Raw genomic sequence first — 21386 nt, forward strand, 5'->3', positions numbered from 1 at the left:
AAAAACATGGCAAAGGCAACTTTCGATCGTTCAAAACCACACTTAAATATTGGTACAATTGGACACGTAGATCACGGTAAAACAACTTTAACTGCTGCTATTACTAAAGTATTAGCTGATGCAGGTTTCTCAGAAGCGAGATCATTTGATCAAATTGATAACGCACCAGAAGAAAAAGAAAGAGGTATCACAATTAATACTTCACACGTAGAATATCAAACAGAAAATCGTCACTACGCACACGTTGACTGTCCAGGTCACGCCGATTACGTAAAAAACATGGTAACAGGTGCGGCACAAATGGATGGCGCTATTTTAGTAGTAGCTGCTACTGATGGGCCTATGCCACAAACTCGTGAGCATATCTTATTAGGACGTCAGGTAGGGATTCCTCGTATTGTTGTATTCATGAATAAAGTGGATATGGTTGATGATGAAGAATTACTTGAATTAGTAGATATGGAAATCAGAGACTTATTATCATTCTATGAGTACGATGGAGATAATGGTCCTGTAATTTCTGGTTCTGCTCTAGGTGCACTTAACGGTGAGCAAAAATGGGTAGATACTGTATTGGAATTAATGAAAGCATGTGATGATTGGATTGAAGAGCCTGTACGTGATATGGACAAGCCTTTCTTAATGCCTATTGAAGATGTATTCTCAATTACAGGACGTGGTACCGTTGCAACTGGTCGTATTGAGACTGGTGTTGCCAACACTGGAGATCCTGTAGAGATTATTGGTATGGGTGCTGAGAAATTAACATCTACCATTACAGGTATTGAAATGTTCCGTCAAATATTAGATAGAGGTGAAGCTGGAGATAACGCAGGTATCCTATTAAGAGGTATTGAAAAAACTCAAATCTCTAGAGGTATGGTAATTACAAAACCTGGTTCTGTAACACCACACAAAAACTTTAAAGCTGAGGTTTATATCCTTAAGAAAGAAGAAGGTGGGCGTCACACCCCATTCCACAACAACTACCGTCCGCAGTTCTACGTTCGTACAACTGACGTAACTGGAAACATTGCGCTTCCTGATGGTGTTGAAATGGTTATGCCTGGAGACAACTTAACTATTACTGTTGAATTAATCCAACCAATTGCAATGAACGTAGGTTTACGTTTCGCAATTCGTGAAGGTGGTAGAACAGTAGGTGCAGGTCAAGTAACTGAAATTTTAGACTAAATTAAAAGTTTAATAAATATAGAGTCAAGGTATCACGTGTTTGCGTGATGCCTTTTGACTTATATTTACGGGTTTAGCTCAGTTGGTAGAGCACTGGTCTCCAAAACCAGGTGTCGGGAGTTCGAGTCTCTCAACCCGTGCAAATAATGAATAAAAATAAATGGCTGGAATTGTAAATTATATAAAGGAATCATTTGGAGAGCTAAAAAACAATGTGACATGGCCTACTTGGGCAGAAGCACAAAGTTTAACCGTTTTGGTTGCTGTATTTTCAATTATATTCTCTCTTGCAATATGGGGGGTAGATACGGTTTTCAGCAAAGTCATAACATTTTACTTTGACTGGATAAAATAACGCAACGTTAAAAGAAGAATTTATGTCTGAAGTAAGTGAAAAAAAATGGTATGTTGTTAGGGCTGTAAGTGGTCAGGAAAACAAAATCAAAACCTATATCGAAAACGAAATTGCTCGATTGGGTTTACAAGATTATGTAGACCAAGTGCTTGTGCCCACCGAAAGGGTTGTTCAAATTAGAAACGGAAAAAAAATTCATAAAGAAAAAGTGTTTTTTCCAGGATATATAATGATTCAAGCCAACTTAACCGGAGAAGTGCCTCATATTATTAGATCGGTTACAAACGTAATTGGTTTTTTAGGAGAAACCAAAGGAGGCGATCCTGTGCCGTTAAGACAATCTGAAGTTAACAGAATGTTGGGTAGAGTTGATGAATTGGCAGTAGAAGAAACAGCACATGTAGCCATTCCTTTTACAAAAGGAGAAACGGTTAAAGTTATCGACGGGCCATTTAACGGGTTTGATGGAACGATTGAAAAAATAAATGAAGAAAAGCGTAAACTTGAAGTTATGGTTAAGATTTTCGGAAGAAAAACACCATTGGAGTTAAGTTATATGCAAGTTGAAAAAGTATAATTAGTGTTACATTAAGATAGATGAGTCTTTCGCTTCCTAAAGAGAGATAACATCAAAATTAAATTATTAAAAATGGCAAAAGAATTAGGTAAAGTAGTTAAGTTACAAGTTCGGGGAGGTGCTGCGAATCCATCGCCACCGGTTGGACCCGCTTTAGGAGCTGCAGGTGTAAACATCATGGAGTTCTGTAAGCAATTCAATGCCAGAACCCAAGATAAGCCAGGTAAAGTATTACCAGTGGTTATATCTGTTTACAAAGACAAATCATTCGACTTTGTAATTAAAACTCCACCAGCTGCAGTTCAATTAATGGAAGCAGCAAAGGTGAAGAAAGGGTCTGGAGAGCCAAACCGAAAAAAAGTAGCTAAAGTATCTTGGGATCAGATTAAAACCATCGCAGAAGACAAAATGGTAGATTTAAACGCATTTACTACAGAGTCTGCTATGAAAATGGTTGCTGGTACAGCAAGATCGATGGGAATAACTGTAACAGGAAAATTTCCTTCTTAATCTATTAAAGACATTAGAAAATGGCAAGATTAACAAAAAAGCAAAAAGAGGCTTTAGCAAAAATTGAAAAAGGAAAACTTTATTCTGTTGATGAAGCATCAGCATTGATTAAAGATATTACCAATACAAAATTTGACGCATCAGTTGATTTGGCAGTACGTTTGGGAGTAGATCCGCGTAAAGCCAATCAGATGGTTAGAGGTGTGGTTTCATTACCACACGGTACTGGTAAAGACATGAAAGTATTAGCATTAGTAACACCAGATAAAGAAGCAGAAGCTAAAGAAGCTGGAGCAGATTACGTAGGTTTAGACGAGTACCTTGATAAAATTAAAGGGGGTTGGACAGACGTTGACGTTATCGTTACGATGCCAAGTGTTATGGGTAAATTAGGTCCTTTAGGACGTGTGTTAGGTCCTCGTGGTTTAATGCCAAACCCAAAAACAGGTACAGTAACTATGGATGTTGCAAAAGCAGTAAGCGAAGTAAAAGCTGGTAAAATTGACTTTAAAGTTGATAAAACCGGTATTGTACATGCCGCTATTGGCAAGGCATCATTTAGTGCTGATAAAATTGCGGGCAACGCAAATGAATTATTAACAACATTAATAAAACTAAAACCGACAACCGCTAAAGGTGTTTACGTAAAAAGCATATTTATGTCTTCTACAATGAGCCCAAGTTTAGCGATTGATCCTAAAATTGGTTAATTAAGTTAAAACTTTAAATTATGACAAGAGAAGAAAAATCACAAGTAATTGAGGAATTAACTGCAGAATTAGCTAATAATGCAAATATCTATTTAACCGATATTTCAGGATTAAATGCTGGGACTACCTCAAATTTGCGTCGTGCTGCTTTTAAGGCAAACGTGCAAATGGCAGTTGTTAAAAACACATTACTTGCAAAAGCAATGGAAGCTTCGGATAAAGATTTTGGAGACCTTGCTTCTGTTTTAAAAGGCAATACATCGGTGATGTATTCCGAAACGGGTAATGCACCAGCTAAGTTAATTAAAAACTTCCGTAAAAAATCAGAAAAACCTTTATTAAAAGGGGCATTTATAGAAGAAGCAGTTTATTTAGGTGACGATCAACTAGATATGTTAGTTGATATTAAATCGAAAGAAGAATTAATTGGAGAAATTGTTACATTATTACAATCTCCTGCTAAAAATGTTGTTTCTGCACTTAAATCGGGTGGAGGAACCATTGCTGGAATTATTAAAACACTATCTGAAAAAGAAGGATAGTATTAACAAGTACGCACTTATTACAAATATATTATTATCACAAAATTATTAAAACGATAGAAAAATGGCAGATTTAAAAGATTTCGCAGAACAATTAGTTAACCTTACTGTAAAAGAAGTAAACGAGTTAGCAACTATATTAAAAGATGAGTATGGTATCGAGCCTGCTGCTGCTGCTGCAGTTGCTGTTGCTGGTCCTGCTGGTGGTGGAGAAGCTGAAGAAGCTCAAACTGAGTTTGATGTTATCCTTAAAGCCGCTGGTGGTTCTAAATTAGCAGTTGTAAAATTAGTTAAAGAATTAACTGGTTTAGGATTAAAAGAAGCTAAAGGTTTAGTTGATGATGCACCATCTCCAATTAAAGAGGCTGTATCAAAAGACGAAGCTGAAGCATTAAAAGCGCAGTTAGAAGAAGCTGGAGCTGAGGTTGAGCTTAAGTAAGCATACCATCCCAACAACACAAAGGTTTAGGTCTGAAGCATGTGCTATCAGGCCTAGACCATTTTGCGTATAATAGCATTATACCAAATAAAACACAAAACAACCTATAAATAATCAATTCGTTTATGGTTGTTTAACCAGCGTTTAAAACGCTTTCACTATTTATTTTTAATCATAATTCCGTCCATTGATGTTATCAACACAAGCTGAAAGATTAAATTTCTCGTCTATTGTAAATAGAACAGAATACCCAGATTTCTTGGATATTCAGATAAAATCCTTCCAGGATTTTTTCCAATTAGAAACAAAATCAGAAGAAAGAGGTGATGAAGGTCTTTACAACACCTTTATGGAAAACTTTCCAATCACAGATTCACGTAATCAATTCGTTTTAGAATTTTTAGATTACTTTGTGGATCCACCAAGATATGCTATTGAAGAGTGTATTGAAAGAGGCCTTACGTATAGCGTTCCGCTAAAGGCAAGATTAAAATTATATTGTACAGACCCTGAACATGAGGATTTCGAGACTATTGTTCAAGATGTGTATTTAGGCACCATACCTTACATGACACCTTCTGGTACGTTTTGTATTAATGGGGCAGAACGTGTCGTAGTATCTCAATTGCATAGATCTCCGGGAGTATTCTTTGGACAGTCATTCCATGCTAATGGAACAAAATTGTATTCTGCAAGAGTAATCCCTTTTAAAGGCTCTTGGATAGAATTTGCTACAGATATCAATCAAGTGATGTACGCTTACATTGATAGAAAGAAAAAATTACCAGTAACAACGCTTTTTAGAGCTATTGGCTTTGAGCGTGATAAAGATATTTTAGAAATTTTCGATCTTGCTGAAGAAGTTAAAGTATCAAAATCCGGATTAAAAAAATATTTAGGACGAAAGCTTGCTGCTCGTGTGTTAAACACATGGCATGAGGATTTTGTTGATGAAGATACAGGTGAGGTGGTATCCATCGAGCGTAACGAAATTGTGCTTGATCGTGATACGGTATTAGATAAAGAAAATATTGAAGAAATTCTTGAAGCTGAAGTAAAAACGATTCTTTTACACAAAGAAACTTCAGAACAAGGTGATTATGCCATTATCCATAACACGCTTCAAAAAGATCCAACAAACTCTGAAAAAGAAGCTGTTGAGCATATCTATAGACAATTACGTAATGCAGAGCCGCCAGATGAGGAAACGGCAAGAGGGATAATTGATAAATTATTCTTCTCAGACCAACGTTACTCTTTAGGTGAGGTTGGGCGTTACAGAATGAATAAAAAATTAGGTCTTGATATTGGTATGGATAAGCAAGTGCTTACCAAAGAAGATATCATTACTATTATTAAATATTTAATCGAGCTTATCAACTCTAAAGCAGAGATTGATGATATTGATCACTTATCTAACCGTCGTGTACGTACCGTTGGTGAGCAATTATCTCAACAATTTGGTGTTGGTTTAGCACGTATGGCTCGTACTATTCGTGAGCGAATGAACGTTCGTGATAACGAGGTGTTTACCCCAATAGATTTGATTAATGCCAAGACTTTATCGTCTGTAATTAATTCATTCTTTGGTACCAATCAGTTGTCGCAATTCATGGATCAAACCAATCCACTTGCAGAAATTACGCATAAGCGTCGTTTATCTGCTTTAGGACCAGGAGGTTTATCGCGTGAAAGAGCAGGGTTCGAGGTTCGTGATGTACACTATACGCACTACGGAAGACTTTGTCCGATTGAAACACCAGAGGGACCAAACATTGGTTTAATTTCTTCACTTTCAGTGTATGCTAAAGTGAATTCTATGGGATTCATTGAAACCCCGTACAGAAAAGTTACCGATGGTGTTGTAGACATTAAGAACGAACCGACTTATTTAAGTGCTGAAGAAGAAGAAGAGAAATTAATCGCTCAAGCAACGGTTGAAGTTGATGATAGCGGAAAGATTTTGCACGACAAGGTTATTGCCAGAATGGAAGGCGATTTCCCAGTAATTGATCCAAACGGATTACATTATACCGATGTGGCACCAAATCAAATTTCATCTATTTCGGCATCTTTAATTCCGTTCTTAGAGCATGATGATGCGAATAGAGCCTTGATGGGATCTAACATGATGCGTCAAGCAGTACCATTGTTACGAGTAGATGCACCCATTGTTGGTACCGGTTTAGAGCGTCAAGTGGCTTCAGATTCTCGTGTATTAATTAACGCAGAAGGCAATGGAGAAGTACTTTATGTTGATGCGAACGAGATTAAGATACAGTACGAACGTACCGAAGATGAGGCTAAAGTAAGTTTTGATAGCGATATTAAAACTTACGAATTGGTGAAATTCAGAAAAACTAACCAAGGCACGTCTATCAACCTAAAACCTATTGTGGTTAAAGGCGATAAAGTAACTAAGGGTCAGGTTTTATGTGAAGGTTATGCCACTCAAAAAGGAGAATTAGCTTTAGGTAGAAATATGAAAGTGGCCTTTATGCCATGGAAAGGATACAACTTTGAGGATGCGATTGTAATTTCTGAAAAAGTGGTTCGTGAAGATATTTTCACATCTATTCATATTGACGAGTATTCTTTAGAGGTTAGAGATACCAAATTAGGTAACGAAGAGCTTACTAACGATATTCCTAACGTTTCAGAAGAAGCGACTAAAGATTTAGATGAACACGGAATGATTCGTGTTGGTGCCGAGGTTAAACCTGGCGATATCCTAATTGGTAAAATTACACCAAAAGGAGAATCAGACCCAACACCAGAAGAGAAATTATTACGTGCCATTTTTGGAGATAAAGCAGGCGATGTTAAAGATGCTTCTTTAAAAGCTTCACCATCATTAAACGGTGTGGTTATTGAAAAGAAATTGTTTGCCAGAGCCGTGAAAGATAAGCGTAAAAGAGCACAGGATAAAGATGATATCTTACAATTAGAAGGTATTTACGATTCAAAATTCGATGCTTTAAAAGACGTATTGGTCGAAAAACTTTTTTCTATTGTAAATGGTAAAACGGCACAAGGTATATTTAACGATTTAGGTGAAGAGGTGTTACCAAAAGGTAAAAAATTCACACTTAAAATGTTAAATGCTGTTGATGATTATGCGCATTTAGTGTCTGGTAAATGGACCACAGATGACCATACCAACAAACTTGTTGCAGATTTAATTCACAATTACAAAATAAAAGAAAACGATTTACAAGGAGCTTTAAGACGTGAGAAGTTTACTATATCTGTTGGTGATGAGTTACCTGCAGGTATCATCAAACTTGCAAAAGTTTATATTGCTAAAAAGCGTAAGCTTAAAGTAGGTGATAAAATGGCGGGACGCCACGGTAACAAAGGTATTGTTGCTCGAATTGTACGTCAAGAAGATATGCCATTCTTAGAAGATGGAACCCCAGTTGATATTGTATTAAATCCACTAGGTGTACCGTCTCGTATGAATATCGGTCAGATTTATGAAACGGTACTCGGATGGGCCGGTCAAAAATTAGGACAAACCTATGCAACACCAATTTTTGATGGTGCAGAGATTGACCAAATTAACGAGCTTACCGATAAAGCCGGAATTCCAAGATACGGGCATACCTATTTATACGATGGTGGAACAGGACAACGTTTCGATCAGCCAGCAACCGTTGGTGTTATTTATATGTTGAAACTTGGCCATATGGTTGACGATAAAATGCACGCGCGTTCTATCGGACCTTACTCATTAATTACGCAACAACCACTTGGTGGTAAAGCACAATTTGGTGGTCAGCGTTTTGGTGAGATGGAAGTTTGGGCACTTGAAGCTTATGGCGCATCAAGTACCTTACGAGAAATTTTAACTGTAAAATCTGATGATGTTATTGGAAGAGCCAAAACTTACGAAGCTATCGTAAAAGGCGAACCCATGCCAGATCCAGGATTACCGGAATCATTCAACGTGCTTATGCACGAATTGAAAGGTTTAGGTTTGGATATCAGATTAGAGGAGTAAAAAAATAGTTTACAGTCGCAGTATCCAGTGAGTAGTTTAGCTAGTTACTGAATACTGAGACTGAGACTGAAAACTTAAGAAAATGGCAAGAAAACAAGATAAACATACAGTAAAGAGATTTAATAAAATCTCAATTGGTTTAGCATCACCAGAATCTATTTTAGCAGAATCTAGAGGCGAGGTTTTAAAACCAGAAACTATTAATTATCGAACGCACAAACCAGAACGTGATGGTTTGTTCTGTGAGCGTATTTTTGGCCCTGTAAAGGATTACGAATGTGCTTGTGGTAAATATAAAAGAATCCGTTACAAAGGTATTGTTTGCGACCGTTGTGGCGTAGAAGTAACAGAAAAGAAAGTACGTAGAGATCGCGTAGGACACATCAACCTTGTTGTGCCTGTTGCGCATATTTGGTATTTCCGTTCGTTACCAAACAAAATAGGGTATTTATTAGGCTTACCATCTAAGAAATTAGATATGATTATTTACTACGAACGTTATGTAGTAATTCAACCAGGTAATGCTAAAAATGAAGAAGGAGAACCTTTGCAAAAATTGGATTTCCTTACAGAAGAAGAATACCTAAATATTTTAGAAACACTTCCTCAAGATAATCAATATTTAGACGACGACGACCCCAATAAGTTTTTAGCTAAAATGGGTGCGGAGTGTTTAATTGAATTATTATCAAGAATAGATTTACAAGCGCTGTCTTACGAATTGCGTCATAAAGCCAATACAGAAACGTCTAAACAACGTAAAACTGAAGCTTTAAAACGTTTACAAGTGGTTGAGGCTTTACGTGAATCTAACAATAACAGAGAAAATCGTCCGGAATGGATGATTATGAAGGTTGTGCCAATCATTCCGCCAGAATTACGTCCTTTAGTGCCGTTAGATGGTGGTCGTTTCGCAACATCAGATTTAAATGATTTATACCGTCGTGTTATTATCCGTAACAACCGTCTTAAAAGATTGGTTGAGATAAAAGCGCCAGAGGTGATTTTACGTAACGAAAAACGTATGTTACAAGAATCTGTGGATTCATTATTTGATAACACGCGTAAATCGTCTGCAGTAAAAACAGATTCTAACCGACCATTAAAATCGTTATCCGATTCACTTAAAGGTAAGCAAGGGCGTTTCCGTCAAAACTTATTGGGTAAGCGTGTTGATTATTCGGCGCGTTCGGTAATTGTTGTTGGACCGGAATTAAGGTTGTTCGAATGTGGTATTCCAAAAAATATGGCGGCCGAATTATACAAACCTTTCGTTATTAGAAAATTAATTGAAAGAGGTATTGTAAAAACCGTAAAATCTGCAAAGAAAATTATAGATAAAAGAGAACCTGTAGTTTGGGATATTTTAGAAAATGTTTTAAAAGGACATCCAGTACTTTTAAATCGTGCTCCTACCTTACACAGGCTCGGTATACAAGCATTCCAACCCAAATTAATTGAGGGGAAAGCCATACAATTGCACCCATTGGTGTGTACGGCGTTTAATGCCGATTTTGATGGTGATCAAATGGCGGTGCATTTACCACTTGGGCCAGAAGCTATTTTAGAGTGCCAGTTATTAATGTTGGCATCGCACAATATCTTAAACCCAGCAAATGGTTCGCCAGTAACGGTGCCTTCTCAAGATATGGTACTTGGACTGTATTATATGACTAAACTGCGTAAGTCTACACCAGAAATGCCAATTAAAGGTGAAGGCTTAACTTTTTATTCTCCAGAAGAAGTGGTTATAGCTTTTAACGAGAAAAGAGTGGATTTAAATGCAGGTATTAAAGTAAGAACAATCGATCTTAATGAAGATGGCAAACTTGATAAAATGATTGTTGATACCACGGTTGGTCGTGTGTTGTTTAATCAACACGTACCACAAGCTGCTGGATACATCAATCAAGTATTGACTAAAAAATCGTTAAGGGATATTATCGGAAAAATTCTTAAAGTAACTTCAGTTCCTGAAACTGCTGATTTCTTGGATGCGATTAGAACTTTAGGGTTCAAATTTGCATTCCAGGGCGGATTGTCGTTTAGTTTAGGTGATATTATCATTCCGCCGGAAAAGCAAGGCATGATTGATAAAGCCAATGGTTTAGTAGACGGTATTACCGGTAACTATAACATGGGACTTATTACCAATAACGAGCGTTACAACCAAGTTATTGATATTTGGACCTCTACAAATGCGGAATTGACCGAGTTGTCAATGAAACGTATTCGTGAAGACCAACAAGGATTCAACTCGGTATATATGATGCTTGATTCTGGAGCTCGTGGTTCTAAAGAACAAATTCGCCAGCTTACAGGAATGCGTGGATTAATGGCAAAACCTAAAAAATCGAATGCAGGTGGCGGCGAGATTATCGAAAACCCGATTCTTTCTAACTTTAAAGAAGGACTTTCAATTTTAGAATACTTTATCTCTACACACGGTGCACGTAAAGGTCTTGCAGATACGGCTCTTAAAACGGCCGATGCGGGTTACTTAACACGTCGTTTGGTAGATGTTTCACAAGATGTTATTATCAATACAGAAGATTGTGGAACCTTAAGAGGTGTTGAAGTTGAGCCATTAAAGAAGAATGACGAGATTGTTGAGACTTTAGAAGAAAGAATAGTTGGACGTGTATCGTTAAACGATGTATATAATCCGTTAACAGATGATTTACTGGTTTCTGCCGGAGAACTTATTGATGACGATATAGCAAGAGCTATAGAAGCCTCACCAATCGATGCTGTCGAAGTACGTTCAGCATTAAGCTGTGAAGCCTTAAAAGGTATTTGTGCCAAATGTTACGGTCGTAATTTAGCCACAGGTAAAATGGTACAACGTGGCGAAGCTGTTGGTGTTGTTGCGGCACAATCTATTGGAGAACCTGGAACTCAGTTAACATTGCGTACATTCCACGTAGGTGGTATTGCAGGTAACATTTCAGAGGATAACAAATTGGTTGTTAAGTTTAATGGTGTTGCTGAAATTGAAGATTTAAAAACCGTTAAAGGTCAAGATGCAGAAGGCAACGAAGTAGATATCGTTATTTCGCGTACATCTGAGCTTAAATTAACCGATAAGAAAACGGGTATTGTTTTAAGTACCAACAACATACCTTATGGTTCTACCATTTATGTTAAAAATGGCCAAGAATTGAGCAAAGGTGATGTGGTTTGTCAGTGGGATCCATATAACGGTGTAATTATTTCAGAATTTGCTGGTAAAGTAAAATATGAAAACATCGAGCAAGGGGTAACTTATCAAGTTGAAATTGATGAACAAACTGGTTTCCAAGAAAAAGTAATTTCTGAATCTAGAAACAAGAAGTTAATACCAACACTGCATATTGAAGATGGTAAAGGCGAAATTATTCGTTCTTATAACTTACCTGTTGGAGCACACTTAATGATTGACGACGGAGAGAAAATTATTATCGGTAAGGTATTGGTTAAAATTCCTCGTAAATCTGCAAAAGCAGGAGATATTACAGGAGGTTTACCACGTGTAACCGAGTTGTTCGAAGCACGTAACCCTTCAAACCCAGCAGTAGTTAGTGCTATTGATGGAGTAGTGTCTTTTGGTAAAATTAAGCGTGGTAATCGTGAGATTATTGTAGAATCTAAATCAGGCGATATCAAGAAGTACCTAGTAAAATTATCTAATCAAATTCTAGTACAGGAAAACGATTATGTAAAAGCGGGTATGCCTTTATCGGATGGTTCTATTACTCCAAACGATATTTTAAATATTAAAGGGCCATCGGCTGTACAACAGTACTTAGTGAACGAAGTACAGGAAGTATATCGTTTACAAGGTGTGAAAATTAACGATAAGCACTTCGAGGTTGTTGTTCGTCAAATGATGCGTAAAGTACGTATTATTGATTCTGGCGATACTATTTTCTTAGAAGATCAATTGGCTCATAAAGCAGATTTCATTAAAGAAAACGATGAAATTTTCGGAATGAAAGTAATTGAAGACGCAGGGGATTCAACAAATCTAAAAGCGGGACAAATTATTTCGCCTCGCGAATTAAGAGATGAAAACTCAATTTTGCGTCGAGAAGATAAAAATCTTGTAGTTGCAAGAGATGCGCAGCCAGCAACGGCAACGCCAATATTGCAAGGTATTACAAGAGCATCGCTTCAAACTAAATCATTTATTTCTGCGGCATCCTTCCAAGAAACCACAAAGGTTCTTAACGAAGCAGCTGTAGCAGGTAAAGTTGATACTTTAGAAGGACTTAAGGAAAATGTAATTGTTGGACATAGAATTCCAGCAGGTACAGGTATGCGAAACTATTCGGATATCATTGTAGGTTCTAAAGAAGAATTTGACGAAATGATGCAAGTAAAAAAAGAGTTAAATTATAACTAATATTTGTCATTCCCGCGAAGGCGGGAATCTCATAAATAAGAGTTCTATGACAAATAGAAACTAACAAAAAGCCTTCATGTATATTACTTGAAGGCTTTTTTATATAAAACATAATATTATGGCAGAAGAAAAAGACAAACAAAAACAACAAGGGCAGATAAATATTGAATTGGATGAAACGGTTGCCGAAGGGATTTATTCCAATTTGGCAATCATCAATCACTCGGTATCGGAGTTCGTAATAGACTTTGTGAAAATAATGCCCGGGGTGCCTAAAAGCAAGGTGAAATCTAGAATCATTTTAACGCCACAGCACGCCAAACGTCTGCTAAAAGCTTTAAACGATAATGTGTCTAGATTCGAGAATGCACACGGCGAAATCAAAGATTATGAGCAACCGCCCATCCCATTAAATTTCGGACCTACCGGTCAAGCTTAAATAAAACAAGCCTTTGGAATCTATTATTAGAAAACAAAGGCTTTTTTTTAGCCTATATAAATTTAATGATTTTTATCATTTACCATTTAGGGTATGCCTCGCCACTTTAACGGTTTTTCCAGCCACATCGGCCAACCAGCCTAAATGGGCTTTAGGGTCTTTGCTTAACGCTATTAAAATATCTTTAGAGGTTTTGGCAAATTGACTTCCGTCTTTAATAAACTGTGCGGGCTGATTTGCTCGGTTTAAAATATAAGAATTGACATCAATACCGGCTTGCATGGCAATTTTTAAAATAAACTCTGCACGTAATGCTTTGTACGACGGATAAGTACCTTCAAAAATACCAGCAATGGTACCTGCAAATTTGGGGTCTTCTTTGCACCGTGCAATAAGAATTTTTAGAAAAGACATCCACAAAGGGCTCAAGGTTTTGTTCCGGCCAAATTGTACCAGTAAATTTGACAAGGCAAAATCGTATTCCAATTCATTTTCAATTTTTGTTTGATAATCCGCCATCGCAGCAAAAGAAAAGTCCTTTTGTTCGGAACACTTTTTAATTTCTGCTGAAGCCCATCGAGCACTTAAAACCGCATATTGTATCCCATCACCACTTAGCGGATTAATTAATCCGGCAGCCTCACCGATAAGCATCGCTCTATCTGAAATAATGGGGTTTTGCGAGTTGTAAAAAGTAATGGGCCATCCCTGTATTTTTTCGGTGGCTTTTCCTTTTCCTAAGCGCTTTTTTAAGTCAGGATTACTATCAATAAAGTTTGAAAAACACTTTCGGACTTCCGAAGCCCGTTGCGGACAAGTCTTAAAAACCATGGCCATTCCTACATTGGCGCCCTGTTCTCCCTTCGGAAAAAGCCAATAAATCCCTGGGAAATTCTCTTTGCTGAAGTAAACGTCCACTCGGTTTTTAGGACCGTTTACATTGTTGAAATACGAGCGTAACCCCAATAATTGATAGGCGGGATCTGGTTTATTGCCCCGTAGTTTTCGTCCCACTAACGAGCGACTTCCATCGGCACCTACAATTAGTTTCGATGTGATTTCTGTTTCCGAAGCTCCTTTTTTATAGGAGGTTACCACTTTGTGGGCAGTAACCTTAAAATCTATAACACGGGCATTTTCAATAAATTGGGCACCAGCGGATTTTGCAGCATTATAAACCATATAATCCAGTTCAATTCGAGGAATAATGCGCGCATGAAAGGGAAGTTCGTCGGGCTTTTCCAAGTTAATAAATGTCTGATCATCCTCAAGAAAGAGGCCTACTTTTTCAATAGCATTAGCCTTTTTAAAAGCTTTTGTTTGGGTAATTCCAATGTGATGAAGCTCTTTTAGGGCAATAGGGCTTACGCCATCTCCACAAACTTTGTCTCTCGGAAAACGCTCAGCCTCAACCACAATGGTCTTAATATTCATTTTTGATAAATGATAGGCCAAAGCACTTCCGGCAGGTCCACCGCCAACAATAAGCACGTCGCAATCTACATCTATTTTTGGGCGAATCTGTATCATCTTTAATAATCTCTATTAATCATATACATGATGATGGTTTCTATAAAGGCTTTGTCTTCTGAATCTTTTAAATGCGAAAAATGCGTGTAAAACTCCTTTAATGCCGCTCCTGCTAAATATTGACTGGTTTGTTTGGCATGGTCAATTGATTTATAGTGGTGCATGAGTTCAAGAATTTTTTTGGCATCGGCCATATCTCTGCCCAACATGGGCGTACCTAAATAATCTTTGATAAAATGGTGTTCTGCGGACGAACATTTTGACAGCAAATCTATCAGCATCAAAGTGCGTTTCCCTTCAATAATATCCCCACCGATTTCTTTTCCGTATGCACTTTCTTCACCTATCAAATTGAGAATATCATCTTGTATTTGAAATGCAGCACCCATAAAATACCCTAATCTATTAAATGAGTCCGGGTTTATTACACCATTGCTTCCAATTAGCGCACCCATGCGGATGGGTTGAATGCAAGTGTACCAGCAGGTTTTTTTTAGAATCATGCGTAAATAATCTTTTTCGGTAAGATGGCATTGATTGTCTTGCCGCCACCCAAGTTCTAAAGCTTGACCTTCGGCCGATTCTGTAATGAGATGATACACTTCCAAAAAAATGCGTTGCGTAAGTTTATCACCCAAAAGTTCTTTGTTTCGCCATAGCGGATAAAGGCTTAAAGCATTCATCATGTCGCCAACGTTAATGGCTATTGCCCGACTATGTGCATTGTGCATAGTGGGTTTATTGCGCCTAAAAGCACTTTCATCTTCTACATCGTCATGAATAAGAAAGGCGTTGTGAAGCATTTCTAAAGTCACTGCTGTAAATTTTGCTTGATGTAATTTACCGCCATGAGCCTTACAACTAGCGATGCACAATCCAGGTCTGAACCCTTTACCTCCTCGGTTTGGATAGTCTAAAATAAGGTCGTATAAATAGTGTTTGGGCTCTTTTTCTGGCACAAATGCATGAATACCACGTAGCGTTTCAGCGCCGTAGTATTTCAATTTTGATTTCATTTGTGGCACATCCATGTTGTGATATTTTAGTGGACAATTATTTTTAATACATTATTCGATGACTTTTAAAGCGATAAGAATTCGAACTTGAGGATTGTTCACGCAGGTAATAAAAGCATTGTAATCTCCCGGAACCGTGTTTTTAGGAAGTTTAATGGTTATACTTATGTCCTTTTCCTCTTTGGGCTTAAGTTGTAATTTTTTTGGTTGTATGATTATGGAACGAAGACCTATTTTTTGATTTCCACTACCGATAAAATCGGATTTTCTAAATTCGATGGTTTTGGGTTTTTCGGCCGTGTCTTCATACATAATTAGATTGAGCGAAACGGATTCTCCTGATTTCATCGGGTTTTCAGGTTCTAATACGATAACGTCTCGACTTGATTTTTTTGAGGGTGTTTTTGATGTTGTGTTTTTCTTACTTTGGCTCTCTTTTTCATTCTTTAGTGATTCAACAACCTCATTCATTTGAGCAGTAATAGCGGCAAATCCATCGATTACCAAATCGAGCACTTCATGGGAATCACGACGGATTCGATTCATTAAGGCATCTGGGTCGCTCCTAATTTCATCGACGTCAATGAGTTTTTTTTCAATCTTTTTAGCCGCTAAAATACCGGCGGCTATTTCTTCTTCTAAAACATTTACTGCGGAATTCACAATGCTTTGTGCTTTGTTCATCACGCGGTCAGAATCAATCCAAGGTTCATCGTCGCGATTTTTACCTTTGCTGGAATTTTGCTTATTTTTTGGATTGTCTTTTTGTTTTGGCATGGGCTGATTTTGTTAAAAGCTTTTCTACATGAAGCTGGATTCTAAAAAAAGAAGGCTCAAATCCTATTACGGTTACATCACTAAAATAGGTGTCGGAAGGTGTGTTTTTTGGAACTTGAATACCAATTTTAACCGTACTTGATTCATCGGGTTTTTGGGTGAATTTTTGAGGTTTGAACGATGTTTTTATTGAGGGGAATTCAATGTTGTTTTCATTAATGAAGTTAGAGTTTACCAATTCGCATTGGGCCACTTCGGTTTTTGTGTTTTCTAAAATAAACTCCAACGAAGTTTTAGATCCGGCATTTACACTGCCCGTTAGTACAAATGCTGGTTCGGCTTCTGGTGCTGTTTCAGGGGGTGTTTTATTCAACATGGTGTCTAGCATTCCAAAACCGAGTGCCATGGCATTGTTGTAGTATTCCAAATTTAATTTGGCAAACGCATTAAAGGCTTTACTGTACTGCTCGGGTTTAAAAACAAAAAGATTATCGGGCTTGTTTGGTTGTTTGCTCCACGCACTAAATACCTTAAATCCTTGTTCGATATATTTTTTATTGAGTTCCAGAGTGTGTTTAAACAATGCCTCTAAAGGTTGCTTGTTGTTTGTTTCGGCCATACCTTTTTATATTTTAACGTCCGTTTGTTACTCGTTCCTTTGGTTCGCAGTAGAAATGCGACTTCCAACTTTGCCATTTTAATTTGAATTTTTTCTCTTCGTATGGCGTCACAATTGGCGCGTTGTGGTCGCCTACAGAAACGGTTAAACAAATGTTTTGATTGTACTCTTTTTCACGAAGTACGATTTCTGCTGTATAAACACCGTCTTTAAAATTTGCTAAATCGAGACTTATAAGTACACGTTCAGATTTGTTGGGCTGCAGCGATACACTGTTTTTATTGAGCAAAGGTTGCGCTGTGGCAAGATTACCGTCTTGATCTGTTAATTCACGAGCCCCTATTTTATAGGTTTTAGGCTTTTGGCAATTGTTTTTTACAACAAAGGGTATTATAATGCGCTCTCCAGCCATGGCTTTTCTACTAATAGTGGCAATACAATGTGGTGGGCATTTTTCTTTAGGGGCACAGCAATCGTCAGAATTTAAAATAGCTTTGATTGGGTCGAGGGCATTTTTCCCAAGTTGCCCCATTTGTTTATTAATTTGTGTGTTATTGCCTAACATATTTTCCAACATAGTACCATAAAACTGCATGGACATATCGGATAGTGTTTGTATGTTTTCCATAACGGAATCGCTGAACACATTGGAGTTAAGTTTCTTGTTTTCCATGTTTTCTAGGTGTTTTTAGGTTGTACATGCGACTTAATTGCAAAGGAGAGTTCTTTATCCCAAAACCTCACGTTTAAATCATAATCATTCTCAGCGTTAGTCTCTTTTGGCATAACAAAAGAAAAATTAACGAGCTGCTGTTTTCCGGGTTTGATAATATCGCCTGCTTCGGCAATTTTAGAATTCGCCCAATTGGGTAACTGCTCTTTTATATGTTCGGTAACTTTATCGAGCGTAGCGTTAAACCCCTTCACTTTTTTATCTCTAAATCCTTTTCCGAAAGCGCGACATAACATATCCATGTCCAAAGCGGCTGCATGTTTTGCATTGGGAATTTGAAAATCGAGATTACCCAAATTGGTTACCGTAAAACTGACACTATGTTTTGTACCCGGACTCGTATTTTGAAGCGTGAATTCGCTAGGTTGTACGGATATGTTTATCGATGGTTGTACTACGAGTTGTATGTTTCGTTTTTTATTGCCTATTTCAATATAATGATGATATGTTCCAGGCGGTGTTTCAGGAGGAAGGCTAAGCGATAACGATTGCAACCGAATTTCTCCCGCCCTCAGTTTGGTGTTGATAAGTAGTGGAATGGTATTGAGTTTTTTGGTGTTTTTAACCTTGGCAGGTTTAAGATTTAAATACCGTACTCGAGTCTTAATTTTATTTTCATTGTGTAACTGTACGGTTCCACTTAACCTTTTAGGCGTTCCATTTAAAACAATGGTATCTTCTCCAAAATTTATTTTTTCCATTAAGGAATTTGGCACTTTAGTTTCCATGTTTTATGCTTTTATGTTATCACCTGTATAGTCTTGTCTTGGTTTCGGGAAAGGTCTTACGTCGGGTTCACAACAGTCGTCCTCACACAATTCGGCCGATGTGGGTACATAAGGTTCTGTAATAATTTGGCCTTCACCACTGGTACAAATACTAAAAAACTCGACCCCAAGCATCTTAAAGCAAATATTGGAATAGTTCGGGATGCGTACCCGATGTTTCATGAGGTCTTTAATATCTTGAAGGGTAAAACGTGGTAAGTTGAGTATTTCAACCTTATTGTCTGTAGCAACGGGTTCTGAGCTGTCGCCGGTGAGTTTTAAAGTGTTGGTGGTGTTTAAGCTTCCGCTGATTTTATTTTCAACACTTCCGGATAGCTTCGTTTCTATTTCCCCGGAATGTTTGGCATCCATACCGCCAGATAATTCGGTGTCTACATCAAAAGTGCGGTCGGGATGTATGGTGTGGTGATAATCGGTGGGTATTTTGGGCGTGCTCATGTGTTAGAAAATTTAAGATTAGCCCATTAAAGGTAATAAAAAAACTTGAAAGCTAGAGGTGTAAATATCTAAAATTTAGAGCGTTGGGTGTTTTTTGGTGATAAAAAGTGGTGTGGTGAAAGATTGCAAAACCGGTAAATTACACAGAATAATCGGTACAAATTAACCATAAAAAATGCAGTGTTTTAAAATATATAAAACGCAGAGTTTTTTTAATTCTGAACTAGTATTTCCGTACAACGGGATTTTACCGTTGCTTTAGTGCAAAATGTATATAATGAAACAGATGTAATTAGGCCACCTCTTTCTTTAAATGAAATTGTAAGGCACCAGAAGGGCAACGCTTTATTTGGTTTATGATACGTTCGGTTTCTGAGCCTTCTAAATTAATCCACGGGATAACCGAGGTTCTAAACACATCGGATAATCCTTTCGCACATTTTTCGGCATGAATGCAAACACATGGTTCGTAGGTTACCAAAATGTCATTGTTGCTGTATTCGTTTTTGTAAGATTCCATAGATTTTCACGTTTTGGGTTATGAATTTCTAATAATTATTTTCTGAAGAGGGAATCGCTAAAATATTAAATTCTCGGAATGGATACGCTAATTTTATCAATATGTGAATAAAATCAAAAAATATTCGTTGATTTGTTAAAATTCAGAGGTAAAATGAAATTTAATACTTGGATATTTTTGTTGCGTCATCTGTAAGGAAAAAGCAGAATCTGCTAAAAACACCAATTGGTCTTGCTTGTCTTTAGCTAAAAAACGCTGTTTCACCCTAACAAATTCCTTGTACTCGTCGCTATTTGAATTTTCAGGATCAACCCAACAAGCTTTAAATACGTTTAGGTTTTCGTAAGTACATTTTGCTCCGTATTCGTGTTCTAATCTATATTGAATCACTTCGTATTGCAGTGCGCCAACGGTACCAATTACTTTTCTGCCATTAAGCTCTAAGGTAAATAATTGCGCCACACCTTCGTCCATTAATTGATCAATACCTTTATATAGTTGCTTGGATTTGAGGGGGTCGGCGTTGTTAATGTACCTAAAATGCTCGGGTGAAAAACTTGGTATACCTTTGTAATTAATGTTTTCGCCCTCAGTTAAGGTGTCCCCAATTTTAAAGTTTCCGGTGTCGTGCAAGCCAACAATATCACCGGGATACGAGACATCGACAATTTCTTTTTTCTCTGCGAAAAAAGCATTCGGACTGGAAAACTTCATTTTTTTGTTATTTCTAACGTGCAAATACGGTTTGTTTCTTTCAAATTTACCCGATACAATTTTAATAAAAGCCAAACGGTCGCGATGGTTGGGATCCATATTGGCGTGTATTTTAAAAACAAAACCAGAAAATTGTTTTTCATCAGGTTGAACTAAGCGTTCCTCACTTTGTTTTGGTCTTGGTTTTGGCGCTATTTCAACAAAACAATCTAATAGTTCGCGTACGCCAAAGTTATTTAAAGCCGAACCAAAAAATACGGGTTGTAGGTTTCCGTCTAAATATTCTTCTTTATTAAAGGTGGGGTAAATGCCTTCAACCAATTCAATTTCTTCACGTAGGGTGTTGGCTGCCTTTTCACCCACTAAAGTATCGAGTTCCGAAGAAGATAAATCTGAAATCTCAACCGTTTCTTCAATGTCTTTTCTGTTGTCACCGCTAAATAAATTAACGTTTTTCTCCCAAATATTGTAAATGCCTTTAAAATCGTAACCCATCCCTATTGGAAAACTTAAAGGCACTACCCGTAATCCAAGTTTTTGTTCAATTTCATCTAAAAGATCAAAGGCATCTTTTCCTTCTCTATCCATTTTATTGATAAACACAATCATAGGAATGTTGCGCATGCGGCAAACTTCAACCAATTTTTCAGTCTGCTCCTCAACCCCTTTTGCTACATCAATAACCACAATTACGCTGTCAACTGCAGTGAGTGTTCTAAAGGTATCTTCGGCAAAATCCTTGTGCCCTGGGGTATCTAGAATATTTATTTTTATACCATTATATTCAAACGCTAAAACCGAGGTAGCCACAGAAATTCCACGTTGGCGTTCAATTTCCATAAAATCACTCGTGGCGCCTTTTTTAATTTTGTTGCTTTTTACGGCACCCGCTTCTTGAATGGCACCACCAAAAAGCAGTAATTTTTCTGTTAGCGTGGTTTTACCGGCATCAGGATGCGAAATAATACCAAAGGTACGTCTGCGTTGTATTTCTTTTAAAAAACTCATATAGATTGTTGCAATTGGATTGCAAAGATATGATTATTAACTACAAAAATTATAGAGAATTAAATCGTTTTTAACACTGTTCTGTGCTTA

The 21386-nt window shown here is 37.4% G+C and carries 19 protein-coding genes and 1 tRNA gene; 11 read left to right on the plus strand and 9 right to left on the minus strand.

Features of this window, described 5'->3' with window-relative positions; translation table 11 throughout:
- Positions 1-6 precede the first annotated feature (6 nt).
- The 11 genes from tuf to RNZ46_RS11205 all read left to right on the plus strand — a co-directional run bounded on the left by tuf (position 7) and on the right by RNZ46_RS11205 (position 13153).
- Positions 7-1194 (plus strand): elongation factor Tu, encoded by a 1188-nt coding sequence (gene tuf / locus RNZ46_RS11155; protein WP_316982276.1) that lies wholly within the window; start codon positions 7-9, stop codon positions 1192-1194.
- 67 nt (positions 1195-1261) lie between these two features.
- Positions 1262-1334: transfer RNA gene (locus RNZ46_RS11160), tRNA-Trp, on the plus strand.
- Positions 1335-1354: 20 nt separating this feature from the next.
- A complete protein-coding gene (gene secE, locus RNZ46_RS11165; RefSeq protein WP_311941562.1) occupies positions 1355-1549 on the plus strand; it encodes a preprotein translocase subunit SecE in 195 nt (64 codons plus the stop codon).
- A 22-nt stretch (positions 1550-1571) separates the two neighbouring features.
- On the plus strand, positions 1572-2126 hold the full coding sequence (nusG, locus tag RNZ46_RS11170) for a transcription termination/antitermination protein NusG (protein ID WP_316982277.1): 555 nt from the start codon (positions 1572-1574) through the stop codon (positions 2124-2126).
- Between the two features lie 72 nt (positions 2127-2198).
- Positions 2199-2636 (plus strand): 50S ribosomal protein L11, encoded by a 438-nt coding sequence (rplK, locus tag RNZ46_RS11175; protein ID WP_316982278.1) that lies wholly within the window; start codon positions 2199-2201, stop codon positions 2634-2636.
- Between the two features lie 20 nt (positions 2637-2656).
- Complete coding sequence (gene rplA, locus RNZ46_RS11180) at positions 2657-3346, plus strand: 50S ribosomal protein L1 (protein WP_316982279.1); 690 nt, start codon at positions 2657-2659, stop codon at positions 3344-3346.
- A 20-nt stretch (positions 3347-3366) separates the two neighbouring features.
- Positions 3367-3888, plus strand: coding sequence for a 50S ribosomal protein L10 (gene rplJ, locus RNZ46_RS11185; RefSeq protein WP_316982280.1), 522 nt, complete (start codon positions 3367-3369; stop codon positions 3886-3888).
- 64 nt (positions 3889-3952) lie between these two features.
- Complete coding sequence (gene rplL / locus RNZ46_RS11190) at positions 3953-4327, plus strand: 50S ribosomal protein L7/L12 (protein ID WP_316982281.1); 375 nt, start codon at positions 3953-3955, stop codon at positions 4325-4327.
- A gap of 190 nt (positions 4328-4517) precedes the next feature.
- The gene (gene rpoB / locus RNZ46_RS11195; protein ID WP_316982282.1) at positions 4518-8330 is read left to right on the plus strand and encodes a DNA-directed RNA polymerase subunit beta; all 3813 of its coding nucleotides are present in this window, start codon (positions 4518-4520) and stop codon (positions 8328-8330) included.
- A gap of 82 nt (positions 8331-8412) precedes the next feature.
- Positions 8413-12714, plus strand: coding sequence for a DNA-directed RNA polymerase subunit beta' (gene rpoC / locus RNZ46_RS11200; RefSeq protein WP_316982283.1), 4302 nt, complete (start codon positions 8413-8415; stop codon positions 12712-12714).
- A 118-nt stretch (positions 12715-12832) separates the two neighbouring features.
- Entirely contained in the window at positions 12833-13153 is a 321-nt protein-coding gene (locus RNZ46_RS11205; protein WP_316982284.1) for a DUF3467 domain-containing protein, read from the plus strand.
- A gap of 75 nt (positions 13154-13228) precedes the next feature.
- Here RNZ46_RS11205 and RNZ46_RS11210 read toward each other — a convergent pair whose 3' ends face one another.
- From RNZ46_RS11210 to RNZ46_RS11250, 9 genes are all read right to left on the minus strand, one after another.
- Complete coding sequence (locus RNZ46_RS11210; RefSeq protein ID WP_316982285.1) at positions 13229-14683, minus strand: geranylgeranyl reductase family protein; 1455 nt, start codon at positions 14681-14683, stop codon at positions 13229-13231.
- A 2-nt stretch (positions 14684-14685) separates the two neighbouring features.
- Positions 14686-15714 (minus strand): polyprenyl synthetase family protein, encoded by a 1029-nt coding sequence (locus RNZ46_RS11215; RefSeq protein ID WP_316982286.1) that lies wholly within the window; start codon positions 15712-15714, stop codon positions 14686-14688.
- 36 nt (positions 15715-15750) lie between these two features.
- On the minus strand, positions 15751-16476 hold the full coding sequence (locus tag RNZ46_RS11220) for a hypothetical protein (RefSeq protein ID WP_316982287.1): 726 nt from the start codon (positions 16474-16476) through the stop codon (positions 15751-15753).
- On the minus strand, positions 16445-17095 hold the full coding sequence (locus RNZ46_RS11225) for a COG1470 family protein (RefSeq protein ID WP_316982288.1): 651 nt from the start codon (positions 17093-17095) through the stop codon (positions 16445-16447). The genes RNZ46_RS11220 and RNZ46_RS11225 overlap by 32 nt, the downstream gene beginning before the upstream one ends.
- A gap of 13 nt (positions 17096-17108) precedes the next feature.
- Positions 17109-17768 carry a hypothetical protein gene (locus tag RNZ46_RS11230; protein WP_316982289.1) on the minus strand — a complete coding sequence of 220 codons (660 nt, stop codon included), beginning with the start codon at positions 17766-17768 and terminating at the stop codon, positions 17109-17111.
- Positions 17769-17773: 5 nt separating this feature from the next.
- Positions 17774-18556, minus strand: a complete 783-nt coding sequence (locus RNZ46_RS11235; RefSeq protein WP_316982290.1) for a COG1470 family protein — start codon at positions 18554-18556, stop codon at positions 17774-17776.
- A gap of 3 nt (positions 18557-18559) precedes the next feature.
- Positions 18560-19054, minus strand: coding sequence for a hypothetical protein (locus RNZ46_RS11240; RefSeq protein ID WP_316982291.1), 495 nt, complete (start codon positions 19052-19054; stop codon positions 18560-18562).
- A 292-nt stretch (positions 19055-19346) separates the two neighbouring features.
- Positions 19347-19574: a (4Fe-4S)-binding protein gene (locus tag RNZ46_RS11245; protein ID WP_316982292.1), complete on the minus strand. Its 228-nt coding sequence runs from the start codon at positions 19572-19574 to the stop codon at positions 19347-19349.
- A gap of 135 nt (positions 19575-19709) precedes the next feature.
- Positions 19710-21296 (minus strand): peptide chain release factor 3, encoded by a 1587-nt coding sequence (locus RNZ46_RS11250; protein ID WP_316982293.1) that lies wholly within the window; start codon positions 21294-21296, stop codon positions 19710-19712.
- Positions 21297-21386: the final 90 nt, after the last annotated feature.

Origin of the sequence: Hwangdonia lutea (genome assembly GCF_032814565.1) — a bacterium.
GTDB classification, from domain to species: Bacteria; Bacteroidota; Bacteroidia; order Flavobacteriales; family Flavobacteriaceae; genus Hwangdonia; species Hwangdonia lutea.